Origin of the sequence: Amycolatopsis sp. NPDC051128, assembly GCF_040682715.1 — a bacterium.
In the GTDB taxonomy this organism is placed as follows: Bacteria; Actinomycetota; Actinomycetes; order Mycobacteriales; family Pseudonocardiaceae; genus Amycolatopsis.
Genome location: NZ_JBFBBN010000024.1, coordinates 38,054 through 51,293, shown reverse-complemented (window position 1 = coordinate 51,293; position 13,240 = coordinate 38,054). Strand labels below are relative to the sequence as shown.

Sequence of the window (13,240 nt, the reverse complement as noted above, 5' to 3'; positions counted from 1 at the left end):
CGGCCGCGCCGAGCGGCCGTGGGCTTCCCGGCAGGAGGACGGTATGGCACTGAAGATCGGGTACAAGGCGTCGGCCGAGCAGTTCGGGCCGCGGGAGCTGGTCGAGTACGCGGTGCTCGCCGAGCGGGTCGGGCTGGACAGCGTGCTGGTGAGCGACCATTTCCAGCCGTGGCGCCACACGGGCGGGCACGCGCCGTTCTCGCTGTCCTGGCTTTCGGCGGTCGGCGAACGGACGTCGCGGATCATGCTGGGCACGAGCGTGCTGACGGCGACGTTCCGCTACAACCCGGCGGTGCTGGCGCAGGCGTTCGGCACACTGGGTTGCCTGTACCCGGGCCGGGTCATCCTCGGCGTCGGCAGCGGTGAGGCGCTGAACGAGGTGGCGGTGGCCCGCATCGAGTGGCCGGGTTTCAAGGAGCGCTTCGCCCGGCTGCGCGAGGCGGTGGAGCTGATGCGCCTGCTGTGGCGCGAGGAGCGGGTGACGTTCGACGGCGAGTACTTCCGCACCACGGCGGCGACGGTCTACGACCGCCCACCGGGCGGGATCCCGATCTACATCGCGGCGGGCGGCCCGGTGATGGCGAAGTACGTCGGCCGCCAGGGCGACGGGTTCATCTGCACGAGCGGCAAGGGGATGGAGCTGTACACGGAGAAGCTCCTGCCGGCGGTGGCGGAGGGAGCGGCCCAGGCGGGCCGTCCGGAGTCGGCGGTGGACCGGATGATCGAGATCAAGCTGTCGTTCGACCCGGACCCCGAGCGGGCGCGGGAGAACACGCGGTTCTGGGCCCCGCTGTCGCTGACGCCGGAGCAGAAGGCGGGCATCGAGGACCCCACGGAGATGGAGAAGGCGGCGGACGAGCTCCCGATCGACCAGGTGGCCCGCCGCTGGATAGTGACATCAGACCCGGGCGAGGCGGTGGACCAGGTACGCGGGTACGTGGAGGCGGGCTTCAACCACCTGGTGTTCCACGGCCCGGGCCACGACCAGGAGCGCTTCTTGCGAACGTTCGCGGACCAGGTCCTCCCAGGCCTCCGAGAGCTGGCCTAGCAACAGAGCGACGGCCCCAGCGCCGCAGCCGCCGCGAGAAAGGCCAGAACCCGCAGGTCAGCCCGGATCCGGCCGGCGCGAAGCGCCCCAATGTGGCGTTGGGTGCGTTGGATGCACCGAACGCCACTTTGGGAGCGTTGGACGCAACCAACGCCACTTTGGGTGCGTTGGACGCACCGAACGCCACTTTGGGTGCGTTGGACGCACCGAACGCCACTTTGGGTGCGTTGGACGCACCGAACGCCACTTTGGGTGCGCTGGACGCACCGAACGCCACATTGGGTGCGCTGGACGCACCGAACGCCACATTGGGTGCGCTGGACGCAACCAACGCCACATTGGGGCGGTCGAGTCGCCCCCAACCGGAGCGGGCCGCCGGGAACTGGAACCGCACCGACGTGCCAAACGCACCCAGCGCGAGACCCAACGCGCCAATCGCGCCGAACGTGTGGGGCGGAGAAGTCCGGAAGCTCCCAACCGGCGGATGAGGCACCGTGGGGGTCCGGGGGGCTCGGCCCCCCGGGTGCAACCCGGATTTCGCCCGGGGCTCGCGCGTTCCGCGAGCACAGCTCACCCAAAGAAATCCGGTCGGGATGACAGGATTTGAACCTGCGACCCTCCGCTCCCAAAGCGGATGCGCTACCAAGCTGCGCCACATCCCGTGACACCCCCAGGGGGGTGTGCGATCAGCCTAGCGTGTCACGCTAAGCTGGCGACGCACCCGGGTACCTCCGGGGGCACGCGGGTGTAGCTCAATGGTAGAGCCCTAGTCTTCCAAACTAGCTACGCGGGTTCGATTCCCGTCACCCGCTCCAGGTTCGAAGGCGGATGCGGCGTCCGCTTCCAGTGACGCCGCTATCACGTCCAGGAGTTTGTCCGTGTCCACCGGCTTCGTGATGTAGTCGTCGGCGCCGCTGGCCAGGGTTCGGGCTCGGTCCTCGGCCGTGGCCTTGGCTGTGACCGCGATCACCGGCAAGTCCGCGTTGGCCGCCTCCGCGCGGATGGCCGCGATCGTCGCGTTGCCGTCCAGTTCCGGCATCATCACGTCCATCAGGACCAGTGCCGTGTCCTCGTTGCGCTCCAGTGCCCGGATGCCGTCGACGCCCGTTTCCGCGTAGATCACCTCGAGGCCGGCCTGTTCCAGCACCGCGGCCAGGGCGAACACGTTCCGCAGGTCGTCGTCGACGATCAGGACCTTCTCGCCGTGGAAGCGCTTCGGGGCGACGTCGGGGGCCGCCACCAGGAGTGTGCTCGGGACCGGGGGGAGCCGGGGCGTGGACAACGCCGTCACCGGGTCGATCAGGTTGGCCGCCGCCACCGGGAGGTACAGCGTGAAGGTCGAACCGACACCTGGTTCGCTCATCACCCGCAGCTCGCCGCCCAGCAACTCGGTCAGCTGCTGGCTGATGTTCAACCCGAGACCGGTGCCGCCGTACTTGCGGCTGGTCGTGCCGTCGGCCTGGCGGAACGCCTCGAAGATGACCGCGAGCTTCTCCTCCGGGATCCCTATCCCGGTGTCCTCGACCGCGAACGCGATGATGCCGGGCGCGTTCCGAAGCGCCTCCTGCTCCACCTCGGCCGGGTCGGCGGCCCGGATGTGCAGGCGGACGCCGCCTTCGTCGGTGAACTTCGCCGCGTTCGACAGCAGGTTGCGGAGGATCTGCTGGAGGCGGTGCTCGTCGGTGTGGACGCTGCCGGGCACCGGCGGGTCGATGTGGACGGCGAACTCGAGGCCCTTGTCCGCGGTCAGCGGGCGGCACAGCGATTCGACGTAGTCGACCAGCTCCGGCAGCGTGATGTCGGACATCTGCATGTCGAGGCGGCCGGCTTCGACCTTCGCCAGGTCCAGTATGTCGTTGATCAGCTGCTGCAGGTCCGAGCCCGCCGCGTAGATCGTCTTCGCGAACTGGATCTGCTTCTCCGTCAGATTGCCCTCGGGGTTCTCCGACAGCAGCTTCGCCAGGATCAACGCGCTGTTCAGCGGCGTCCGCAGCTCGTGCGACATGTTCGCCATGAACTCGGTCTTGTACTGCGACGCCACCGTCAGCTGCCCGGCGCGTTCCTCCAGCTCCTGGCGGGCCTGCTCGATCTCGCTGTTCTTGACCTCGATGTCGCGGTTCTGCTGGGCGAGCAGCGCGGCCTTCTCGGCCAGCTCGGTGTTGGACCGCCGCAGCTCGCCCTGCTGGGCCTGCAGCTGCTCGGACCGGGCCCGCAGCTCCTGCGCGAGCCGCTGCGACTCGGTGAGCAGCGCCTCGGTCCGCGAGTTGGACAGGATCGTGTTGACGTTGACGCCGATCGTGTGCCGCAGCTGCTCCAGCAGGTCCTGGTGCACCGTGCTGAACTCGTTGACCGAGGCCAGCTCCAGCACGCCGAGCACCTCGCCCTGGAACAGCACCGGCAGCACGATGAGGTTCACCGGCGCGGCCGAGCCCAGCCCGGACGAGATCAGCGCGTACTCCGGCGGCGCGTTGTGCACCAGCACTGTCCGCTGGTCGACGGCGGCCTGCCCGATCAGCGACTCGCCCATCCGGAACCGCAGCCCGGCGCGCGACTGCGCGAGGCCGTACGCGGCGATGCACTCGAGCACCGTGCCGTCGCGGTCGTCGTCGCGGGCCAGGAAGAACGCGCCCTGCTGGGCGCGGACCAGCGGCGCCAGCTCGGACAGGATCAGCGTGGCGACCGACGCGAGGTCGCGATGCCCCTGCATCCGCCCCGACAGCTGCGCCAGGTTCGTCTTCAGCCAGTCCTGCTCGCGGTTGGTCCTCGTCGTCTCCTTGAGGTTCGCGATCATCTGGTTGATGTTGTCCTTGAGGTCGGCGACCTCGCCGGACGCGTCGACCGTGATGTGCCGGGTCAGGTCGCCGGCCGTCACCGCGGTCGCCACCTGCGCGATCGCGCGGACCTGCGTGGTCAGGTTCCCGGCCAGCTGGTTCACGCTCTCGGTGAGCCGCTGCCAGGTGCCGGACACGCCGTCGACCTCGGCCTGGCCGCCGAGCTTGCCCTCGGTGCCGACCTCGCGCGCCACGCGCGTGACCTCGGAGGCGAACGCCGACAGCTGGTCGACCATCGTGTTCATGGTCGTCTTGAGCTCGAGGATCTCGCCGCGGGCGTCGACGTCGATCTTCTTCGTCAGGTCGCCCTTCGCGACCGCGGTGGTCACCTGCGAGATGTTGCGCACCTGGCTGGTCAGGTTGTGCGCCATGAAGTTGACGTTCTCGGTCAGGTCCTTCCAGGTCCCGGCAACGCCGGGGACGCGGGCCTGGCCGCCGAGGATGCCTTCGGTGCCGACCTCGCGGGCGACGCGGGTGACCTCGTCCGCGAACGCGCGCAGCGTCTCGACCATGCCGTTCAGCGTCTCGGCCAGTGCCGCGACCTCGCCCTGGGCCTCGATGCGGATCTTCTTCGACAGGTCGCCGTTGGCCACCGCGCTCGCCACGGTGGCGATGTTGCGCACCTGGTCGGTCAGGTTGTCGGCCATGACGTTGACGTTGTCGGTGAGGTCCTTCCACGTGCCCGCGACGCCGCGGACGCGGGCCTGGCCGCCGAGGATGCCTTCGGTGCCGACTTCGCGGGCGACGCGGGTGACCTCGTCCGCGAACGCCGAGAGCTGGTCGACCATCGTGTTCAGCGTGGTCTTGAGCTCGAGGATCTCGCCGCGGGCGTCGACGGTGATCTTCTGCGTCAGGTCGCCCTGCGCGACCGCCGCCGTCACCTGGGCGATGTTCCGGACCTGGTCGGTCAGGTTGTTCGCCATCGAGTTGACGTTGTCGGTCAGGTCCTTCCAGGTCCCGGCGACGCCGGGCACGGCGGCCTGGCCGCCGAGCTTCCCTTCGGTGCCGACTTCGCGGGCGACGCGGGTGACCTCGTCGGCGAACGCGGACAGCTGGTCGACCATCGTGTTCAGCGTGTTCTTGAGCTCCAGGATCTCGCCCCGGGCGTCCACCGCGATCTTCTGGGTCAGGTCGCCGCGCGCGACGGCGGTGGCGACCTGGGCGATGTTGCGCACCTGGGTGGTCAGGTTGTTCGCCATGAAGTTCACGGAGCCGGTCAGGTCGCGCCAGGTGCCGGCGACGCCCGGGACCTGTGCCTGCCCGCCCAGCTGACCCTCGGTGCCGACCTCGCGCGCCACCCGGGTGACTTCGTCGGCGAAGGCGGACAGCTGGTCCACCATGGTGTTCATGGTCGTCTTGAGCTCGAGGATCTCGCCGCGGGCATCGACGGTGATCTTCTGGGTCAGGTCGCCCTTCGCCACGGCGGTGGTCACGTGCGAGATGTTGCGGACCTGGTCGGTGAGGTTGTCGGCCATCTGGTTGACCGAGTCGGTGAGGCTGCGCCACGTCCCGGCCGCGCCGGCGACCTCGGCCTGCCCGCCCAGCTTGCCCTCGCTGCCGACCTCGCGGGCGACGCGGGTGACTTCCCCGGCGAACGCCGAGAGCTGGTCGACCATCGTGTTCAGCGTGTTCTTCAGCTGCAGGATCTCGCCGCGGGCGTCGACGTCGATCTTCTTCGTCAGGTCACCGTTGGCCACCGCGGTCGCCACCTGCGAGATCCCGCGGACCTGGTCGGTGAGGTTGTCGGCCATCAGGTTGACCGAGTCGGTCAGGTCGCGCCACGTCCCGGCGACGCCCGGCACCTGGGCCTGGCCGCCGAGCTTGCCGTCGGAACCGACCTCGCGGGAGACGCGCGTCACCTCGTCGGCGAACGACTGGAGCTGGTCGACCATCGTGTTGATGGTGTTCTTGAGCTCGAGGATCTCGCCGCGGGCGTCGACGTTGATCTTCTGGGTCAGGTCGCCGCGCGCGACGGCCGTCGTGACCTGCGCGATGTTGCGGACCTGCTCGGTGAGGTTGTCGGCCATGAAGTTGACCGAATCGGTCAGGTCGCGCCACGTGCCCGACACGCCCGGGACGACCGCCTGGCCGCCGAGACGTCCCTCACCTGCGATCTCGCGGGAGAGCCTCGTCACCTCGCGGGCGAAGCGGGACAGCTGCGCGATGAGGCCGTTGACCGTCTTCGCCAGGGTCGCGTACGCGCCCTGCAGCGGGCGGCCGTCCAAGGTCAGGGTCATCGGCTGGGACAGGTCGCCGTCGGCGACGCCGCCGAGCACCCGCTCCAGCTCGATGGCCGGCCGGGTGAGGTCCTCGACCAGGCCGTTCACGCTGTCCACGGCGGTGGTCCAGCCGCCGGGGCCGACCTCGGCCGCGAGCCGCTCGCTGAGCCGGCCTTCCTGGCCGACGGCCGCGCGCACCCGCAGCAGTTCGCTGACGAGCCGCTGGTTGCGTTCGGCGATGTCGTTGAACGCGACCGCGAGCTGCGCCGAGATGCCGTCGCCGTGCGGCACGAGCCGCCGGCGGAAGTTGCCGTCCCCGAGATCCCGCACCGCGACGAGCAGCCGTTCCAGCGCCGCCGCTTCGCTCTGGGATTCCGTTGTCATGTGTGCCGACCCTCTCCACCACGCATGCGCCAGCCATGGTCCTCGGCCCAGCGTGTCATGATTCGCCCTACACTTCGAGCCAGTCCGCCCGCTCACGCGGTAGCCGTGCGATAGCAGTCCGGAGGCAGGAGGTCCGTGCATGGTGTCACGTCCGGCCCCGGCGTCGGCGGCCCTGCCGCCGATGCGCGGTGAGGACGGGCCGCCGGGCCTCGACGCCTTCGGGCGGGCCGTCCTCGAAGACGTGCGCGACGCGGTGTTCCTCCAGGACGCCGAGGGCGTGCTGCGCTGGGCGAACCCGGCGGCGCGGACGCTGACCGGGGACGTCGAACCGCACCTGCATCCGATAGCCGAGACCTCCGGTCACGTCGAGGTGACCGGGCACCGCCGTCCGGCCCGCATTCGCGCCCTGCCCGGCGGCTGGCACGCCTGGACGGTGCCCGCGGAAGATGTCCCCCAGCGGCACGTGGGCGACTTCCTGGCCGAGGCCGCTCCCCGGCTGGCCACCGCGCGCGGGCGGCACGGCACCGCCAGGGTGATCGCCGAGCTGGCCGCGTCCGCGCTGGCCGAAACCGCGTTCGTGCTGCTGCCGACCACCCGCGGGCGGTGGGAGTGGTGGAGCTGTGAGCGGCCCGCCGCGCAGGGTCACGGCCGGATCCGGCGGGTCGCGGCCCAGGTCGCGCCGGTGCTGGCGGCGACGTTCGGCGCCACCGGGCGTCCCCAGTTCGCGCCGGTGCCCGCGTCCGAGGTCGCGACGCTGCCGCCGGTCGTCGCCGACCGGTTCGCCGGGCACGCCGACGTCTCGGTCGTTTCGCTCGGGACGAACACGAGCGCCGGGGTGAACGGCGCCCTGCTGCTGGGCCGCCGCGCCGACCCCGAGTTCGGTGCCGAGCAGGCCCGCGCCGCGGTAAAGTTCGCCACGGCGGCGGGGACGGCGCTGGCCAACGCCCAGCGCTACGCCTGGCAGGAGGAGGCGACCCGCGGCCTGGAGACCACGCTGCGGCCGGTCGACCCGCCCGAGCTCGACGGCGCCCGGTTCGAGACCTGGTACGAGCCGGCGGGCGGCGTGCTCGCGGTCGGCGGGGACTTCTTCGACGTCCTCGCCCACGACGACGGCAGCGCGTTCCTCGTGCTGGGCGACATCTGCGGCAAGGGTCCCGAGGCCGCGGCGCTCACCGGCCGGGTCCGGCACGCGCTGACCGCGCTCGCCATGGTCGAACGCGACGGCCGCACGTTGCTGCGGCTGCTCAACGAACTGCTCATCGCCGGCGGCAGCAGCCGGTTCGCCACCCTCGTCCTGGGCACGGCGCGGCCGTCCGCCGGGGGCGTCGACCTGACGCTGGCCTCCGGCGGGCACCCGGCGCCGCTGATCGTCCGCCGGGCGGGCGTCGTCGAAGAGGTCACCGTGCCGGGCACGCTGGTCGGCATTTCGCCGCAGGCCAGGTTCGCCGAGGCCGGGGTGCGGCTGGAGCGCGGGGACATCTGCCTCCTCTACACCGACGGCATCACCGAGGCCCGCAACCGGCACAACCAGACCGAGCTGTTCGGCGACGACCGGCTGCGCGCGGTGCTGGCGGCCGGGGCGGGCGAGCCGGCCCGCGAGGTGGTGCGGCGGCTGCGCCAGGCCGTGCGCGACTGGCTCGGCAGCTCCGCCCACGACGACATCGCCGTGCTGGCCGTGGAGTGCGCGGACTGATTGCTTGCGGGGGTCCGGGTGGCGGAGCCCCCGGCCCGGGGCGAAGCCCCGGATGTCCCTGAACTGTCCTTTGTGGACTGGGTTTGGCCGCGGCCGGAGAGGGTAATTCTCGGGTGCACCAATCCCGACGGAGGACTCCCATGGCGAACGCACTGCAGGGACGCCGGGTCGCGATCCTGGCCGCGGACGGCGTCGAACAGGTCGAACTGGAGAAACCGCGCCAGGCCGTGCTCGACGAAGGCGCGACGGTGGAGCTGGTGTCGCTGGACACCGGCGAGATCCAGGCGATGAACGGCGACATCGACAAGGGTGACCGGTTCCCGGTCGACCGCAAGGTCGCGGACGTGGACGTCGACGACTTCGACGCCCTGCTGCTGCCCGGCGGCACGATGAACCCCGACAACCTCCGGACGGACCAGGCCGCGGTGAAGTTCGCGGGCGACTTCGTCCGGTCGGGGAAGCCGGTCGGGGTGATCTGCCACGGTCCGTGGACGCTGGTCGAAGCGGACGTCGTCCGCGGTCGCCGGCTGACGTCGTACCCGAGCATCCGGACCGACATCCGTAACGCCGGGGGCACGGTCGTCGACGAAGAGGTTGTAGTGGACAAGGGCCTCGTCTCGAGCCGCAACCCGGACGACCTGCCGGCGTTCTGCCGCACCGTCGTGCGCGAGTTCGCGGGCTGACTTGGTCCTCTGTGGACTGCCACCCGATCGGGTGTGTTAAGTCCCGCTTAAATCTGTTGGCTTTCGATGCTCCGGCGGAGGACGCTGAGGGTGTGAATCGGACCGCCCGTGGAGAGGAGGTGGACGCGATGACTGTGTACGCGAGGCGCTACGGCCGCTGGTGCCGTGAACACTTCGATGCGATCGCCGCCGAGGGCGTTCCCACACCCCGTGGCACCGATATCGCCGACGAGGTCCAGCCCGAGACCGAGCCGGAGCCCGTCAAACCCGGCGTCGAACAGCCCCAGCACTGACGATGACGAAGAAGGCCTCCCCGAGTCCGGGGAGGCCTTCTTCCGTTTCGGCGCCGGTTCGGCTGCGGCAGCGAGCTGTCAAGCTGCCCGATTGGCCCGGTTTCAGGTGCTCGCCCAAAGCCGTGAATGGCACATTGAGGGACATAGAGTCCCTCAATGTGCCATTCACGGCCGTTCCGTTGACCGCTTGCGCGGCAGCGGAATCCTTGACTACGGTCCTCAGCGGTAGCTGCGCCGGTACCAGACCCGCTTCGGCCCCGGCACCCCGACGCGCGTCACGACGTCGGTCAAAATGCCGCCGACGACGAGCCAGATCACGGCGGCGAGGCCGTCGTTGAGGAACGTCCGCAGCTTCTCCGAGTCCGGCGTGAAGAGGTTGCGCAGGCCGAGGGAGACGCCCGACGACCACTCGCTGATCAGGTGGGCGAAGCCGTTCGCCGAGTTCGCTTCGCCCAGCACCAGCACGATGTGCACGGCGAGGACGAACGCGAACAGCACGCACACGAGGTGGATGAGGGCGTTGATCGTGCGCACCATTCGGAGGCGCGGGTGGGTGCGTTCCACGACCTCTTCGGTTTCCGCGGGCTCGTACCGCGGTTCGTACGGCTCCTGGGGCGGTGGATACGGCATCGTCGTCGCCGTCCTTTCGGCTGTCCCGTCGATCGCGGCGGACACGGTTGGGGCGTACGGTGCCCCGGGGGAATACCCGGCTGTGACGGGGGCGAAACCGGGCAGAGGGGCGCGGGGGCGCAACCCCGTCTCACGCGGGACGTCCAGGTGATCATGAGAACTCCCCGGCGCACGGCGCTGCTGGTGTCCCTCCTCGCCCTGCTGGCCTCGTTCGCGTTGCCCGCGACGGCGGAAACCGTGGTCCCGGCCGGGTTCCGGCCCGCGTCGACGAGCTGGACCGGGCCGGACACCGGGTACGTCCTGGGCTACTCGCCCTGCGCGGAGTCGTGGTGCCCGGCGCTGCTGGGCACCACCGACGGCGGACGGCACTGGCGGCGGCTGGGCGCGCCGCCGATGCCGCTGCCGGACAACCACAACCACGTCGCGCTGAAGTTCGTCACCGACCGCGTCGCCTACGTCAACGACGGCGTCCACGTCCGCACGACCCGGGACGGCGGCCGGAGCTGGCACCCGGTCGGCCTGGCCGGCGCGCGGGAACCGTTCTTCCTGTCGAAGATCGCCGAAACCGGCGGCCGCGTCTTCGCCGTGGTCACCACCTACGGCGAGGGCCGCGGCTCGACGCTGCTGTACTCGGCGGCCGCCGGCTCGCCGGTGCTGGTCCCGGTGCCCGGGTTCGCGGTCACCGGCGGCCTCACCTACGGCGACCTGGCCGTCGGCGGCGGCCTTCAGGTCGCGCTCGGCGCGGACTACGGCACCGAGCGGTACTGGACTTCGCGCGACGGCGCCCTCCTGACCTCGGCCGCCTCGCCCTGCCCGGAGGGTTCCGTCGCGTCGCTCGCCGGAGTCCGGGACCAGCAGGTCGCGGCGTTGTGCAGCAGCAGCCCCGGCTCGCCGCGACCCGGTTCGACGGAACGGCTCCTGCGCCACGCGCCGCGGCTGGGCGGGACGTTCAGCGGCGCCGACGCGGCACCCTTCACCGGGATCACGCAGGGCTTCGGCGCGGCGTCGCCGTCGTCCGCGACGGTCGCGGCCGTGGGTGGCGGCACCGGTTTCCTGCACAGCACGGCCGACGGCGGCCGCACCTGGACGACGACGGTGCTGGCCGACCGCGGGTTCGCCCTCGCCGATCTCGACTTCCCCGGCCGCGGCACCGGTGTCGTCGTCGACGGCCAACCGGACGCCGCCGGCGGCTCCGCCGTGTACCGGACCACGGACGGTGGACGCCACTGGAGTGAACTCCGCTTCGGGTAGTCCTCCCTCGCAGGCAGGGCCCTTGTGTCCGGTTCACTTGGTGCACCGCATGTCGTAGTCTGAGCACTGTCCGTTGCCGGACACGGTGAACGAGCCCGGGCAGGGGCGCCGTCCACCCCGCGAAGAGTGGGAGGTCAGCCGATGACGCCTGGCGACCTGCGGTCCGGGATCGAGGGTGGCTCGGCCTCCCTCGATTTCAGCAAGGCGAGCCTGGCCCGGCTGTCCGACGCGCTGCTCGGCGGCCACGACCACTACGAGGTCGACCGCGAAGCGATGCGGCGCCTGCTGGCGATCGCGCCCGGCGCGCAGGCGATGGCGAAGGAGCACCGCGACTGGCTGATGCGCGCGGTGCGGTTCCTCGCCGGCAACCGCGGCCTCGACCAGTTCCTCGACCTGGGTTCCGGGATGCCGACGGCGGAGAACACCCACGAGGTGGCGCAGCGGTACAACCCGGACGCGCAGGTGGTGTACGTCGACAACGACCCGGTCGTGCAGGTGCACGGCCGGGCGCTGCTCGAGGAGAACTACCTGACCCACGTCACGGGCGCCGACCTGACGCGGCCGGCCGACACGCTGGCCGACGAAGTCGTCAAGGAGTACCTCGACTTCTCCAGGCCGGTGGCGCTGATCCTGACCTCGATCATCCACCACATCGACGACTTCGAGCGCGCGAAGGCGATCGTCGCGGAGTACGTCGACGCGCTCGCGCCGGGGTCGTACCTGCTGCTCACGCACAATTTCGACCCGGAAGAGGACTCGCCCCGCCAGGAGCTGGCCCGGCTGCTGGAGACGAGTTTCCAAGGCACCGGCCTGGGCAGCGTCTACCGCACTCGCGAGCAGATCATGGCGTTATTCGAGGGCACGGAACTGCTCCCGCCGGGACTGGTCCACCTGCACGAATGGTGGCCGGACGGGCCCCGCATGCACCCGCTGAGCGAACTGAACTTCCTCACTTTGGGTGGCGTCGCCCGCAAGCGGTGACCTCGGTGCCGTGAATGGCACATTGAGGGACTTCAAGTCCCTCAATGTGCCATTCACGGCCTTCAAACGTTCACTCGATCAGGCGGCGTTGAAGGTGTCCGGGTCCGGGCCGGTGCGCTCGCCGCGGTCCAGCGGCCGCAGCGACTCCATCTCTTCCTCCGAGAGGGTGAACCCGAACAGGTCGAAATTCTGTTCGATCCGCGACGGCGTAACGGACTTCGGGATCACGACGTTGCCCAGCTGCAGGTGCCAGCGCAGGACGATCTGCGCGGGCGTGCGGGTGTACTTCACCGCGAGGTCGGCGATCACCGGGTCGCCGAGCAGGCTGCCGCCCTTGGCGAGCGGGCTCCACGCCTCCGTCGCGATGCCGTGCTTCGCGTCGAACTCGCGGAGTTCCGCCTGCTGCAGGTAGGGGTGCAGTTCGACCTGGTTGAGCGACGGCGCGACCTCGGCCGCGTCGAGCAGGCGCTCCAGGTGCGCGGGCTGGAAGTTGGACACGCCGATCGCGCGGACCCGGCCGTCCTTGTAGAGCTTTTCGAACGCTTTCCAGGTGTCGAGGTAGCGGTCACGCGCGGGCGTCGGCCAGTGGATCAGGTAGAGGTCCAGCTGCTCCAGGCCGAGCTTGGCCAGGCTTGCGTCGAACGCCTTCAGCGTCGAGTCATAGCCCTGCGCGGAGTTCCACAGCTTGGTGGTGACGAACAGTTCGTCGCGGGCGATGCCGGACTCGGCGATCGCCCGGCCGACGCCGGCTTCGTTGCCGTAGACGGCGGCGGTGTCGATGCTGCGGTAGCCCGTTTCGAGGGCGGCCGTCACGGCGGCGGTGGTCTCGTCGTCCGGGACCTGGAACACGCCGTAGCCGAGTTGCGGCATCCGCACGCCGTTGTCGAGTTCGATCACGGGCACGCTGGTCACAAAGGATTCCTTTCGGTGGGGCCGGTTCATCCTGCGGGTACCCGTTCCCGGGCGTCGAAACGGGCCGGGGTCCGCTGAAAGTTTCATCACTCCTGCCGACACTTCCGCGTCGGCCGCGGTGGTCCGGCGCGGCGGGCCGCCCGCCCGCCGAACCTCCCGCCCACCGGGACACCGGGGGAGCCGCGCCCGTTCGGACGTGGGATTAAGCCGGACGCGCACCCGAACCCGTGCTCCATCCGTGGGACAGCTCGCTGTCCGCGTTCGATAGTTTCGCTGGTCAGCTCGGCTTTGGCGGCGGCGGGCCCGGACCGCTCC

General features: G+C 70.5%; 9 protein-coding genes and 2 tRNA genes. 7 read left to right on the top strand and 4 right to left on the bottom strand.

The features are described 5' to 3' along the window. Positions 1-43 precede the first annotated feature (43 nt). Positions 44-1,048 carry a glucose-6-phosphate dehydrogenase (coenzyme-F420) gene (fgd, locus tag AB0M82_RS23865; RefSeq protein WP_364725600.1) on the top strand — a complete coding sequence of 335 codons (1,005 nt, stop codon included), beginning with the start codon at positions 44-46 and terminating at the stop codon, positions 1,046-1,048. Positions 1,049-1,636: 588 nt separating this feature from the next. Here the strand turns inward: fgd and AB0M82_RS23860 are convergent. Then, positions 1,637-1,710 (bottom strand) — tRNA-Pro (locus AB0M82_RS23860). Positions 1,711-1,789: 79 nt separating this feature from the next. Here AB0M82_RS23860 and AB0M82_RS23855 point away from each other — a divergent pair. After that, positions 1,790-1,863, top strand: a tRNA-Gly gene (locus tag AB0M82_RS23855). Here AB0M82_RS23855 and AB0M82_RS23850 read toward each other — a convergent pair. After that, complete coding sequence (locus AB0M82_RS23850) at positions 1,815-6,482, bottom strand: HAMP domain-containing protein (protein WP_364725791.1); 4,668 nt, start codon at positions 6,480-6,482, stop codon at positions 1,815-1,817. The genes AB0M82_RS23855 and AB0M82_RS23850 overlap by 49 nt on opposite strands. Before the next feature lie 139 nt (positions 6,483-6,621). Between AB0M82_RS23850 and AB0M82_RS23845 the strand changes: the two genes are divergently transcribed. The 3 genes from AB0M82_RS23845 to AB0M82_RS23835 all read left to right on the top strand — a co-directional run bounded on the left by AB0M82_RS23845 (position 6,622) and on the right by AB0M82_RS23835 (position 9,151). Beyond that, positions 6,622-8,175 carry a SpoIIE family protein phosphatase gene (locus tag AB0M82_RS23845; RefSeq protein ID WP_364725598.1) on the top strand — a complete coding sequence of 518 codons (1,554 nt, stop codon included), beginning with the start codon at positions 6,622-6,624 and terminating at the stop codon, positions 8,173-8,175. Positions 8,176-8,315: 140 nt separating this feature from the next. Beyond that, entirely contained in the window at positions 8,316-8,858 is a 543-nt protein-coding gene (locus tag AB0M82_RS23840) for a type 1 glutamine amidotransferase domain-containing protein (protein ID WP_364725596.1), read from the top strand. 119 nt (positions 8,859-8,977) lie between these two features. Then, complete coding sequence (locus tag AB0M82_RS23835) at positions 8,978-9,151, top strand: hypothetical protein (protein ID WP_364725593.1); 174 nt, start codon at positions 8,978-8,980, stop codon at positions 9,149-9,151. A 219-nt stretch (positions 9,152-9,370) separates the two neighbouring features. Here the strand turns inward: AB0M82_RS23835 and AB0M82_RS23830 are convergent, their stop codons facing one another. Then, complete coding sequence (locus AB0M82_RS23830) at positions 9,371-9,781, bottom strand: hypothetical protein (RefSeq protein ID WP_364725590.1); 411 nt, start codon at positions 9,779-9,781, stop codon at positions 9,371-9,373. Between the two features lie 153 nt (positions 9,782-9,934). On the opposite strand from AB0M82_RS23830, the gene AB0M82_RS23825 reads away from it, so the two are divergent. Both AB0M82_RS23825 and AB0M82_RS23820 read left to right on the top strand, forming a co-directional pair. Continuing rightward, the gene (locus AB0M82_RS23825) at positions 9,935-11,032 is read left to right on the top strand and encodes a hypothetical protein (RefSeq protein ID WP_364725588.1); all 1,098 of its coding nucleotides are present in this window, start codon (positions 9,935-9,937) and stop codon (positions 11,030-11,032) included. 141 nt (positions 11,033-11,173) lie between these two features. Beyond that, positions 11,174-12,013 (top strand): SAM-dependent methyltransferase, encoded by an 840-nt coding sequence (locus AB0M82_RS23820; protein WP_364725585.1) that lies wholly within the window; start codon positions 11,174-11,176, stop codon positions 12,011-12,013. Positions 12,014-12,091: 78 nt separating this feature from the next. Here AB0M82_RS23820 and AB0M82_RS23815 read toward each other — a convergent pair whose 3' ends face one another. Next, the gene (locus tag AB0M82_RS23815) at positions 12,092-12,925 is read right to left on the bottom strand and encodes an aldo/keto reductase (protein WP_364725583.1); all 834 of its coding nucleotides are present in this window, start codon (positions 12,923-12,925) and stop codon (positions 12,092-12,094) included. Positions 12,926-13,240: the final 315 nt, after the last annotated feature.

Bases quoted from the DNA above. Each gene is read 5' to 3' on its own strand.
- AB0M82_RS23840 (WP_364725596.1), top strand. From the start codon at position 8,316: ATGGCGAACGCACTGCAGGGACGCCGGGTCGCGATCCTGGCCGCGGAC.
- AB0M82_RS23825 (WP_364725588.1), top strand. From the start codon at position 9,935: ATGAGAACTCCCCGGCGCACGGCGCTGCTGGTGTCCCTCCTCGCCCTG.
- AB0M82_RS23830 (WP_364725590.1), bottom strand. From the start codon at position 9,781: ATGCCGTATCCACCGCCCCAGGAGCCGTACGAACCGCGGTACGAGCCC.
- AB0M82_RS23845 (WP_364725598.1), top strand. From the start codon at position 6,622: ATGGTGTCACGTCCGGCCCCGGCGTCGGCGGCCCTGCCGCCGATGCGC.
- AB0M82_RS23820 (WP_364725585.1), top strand. From the start codon at position 11,174: ATGACGCCTGGCGACCTGCGGTCCGGGATCGAGGGTGGCTCGGCCTCC.
- AB0M82_RS23850 (WP_364725791.1), bottom strand. From the start codon at position 6,482: ATGACAACGGAATCCCAGAGCGAAGCGGCGGCGCTGGAACGGCTGCTC.
- fgd (WP_364725600.1), top strand. From the start codon at position 44: ATGGCACTGAAGATCGGGTACAAGGCGTCGGCCGAGCAGTTCGGGCCG.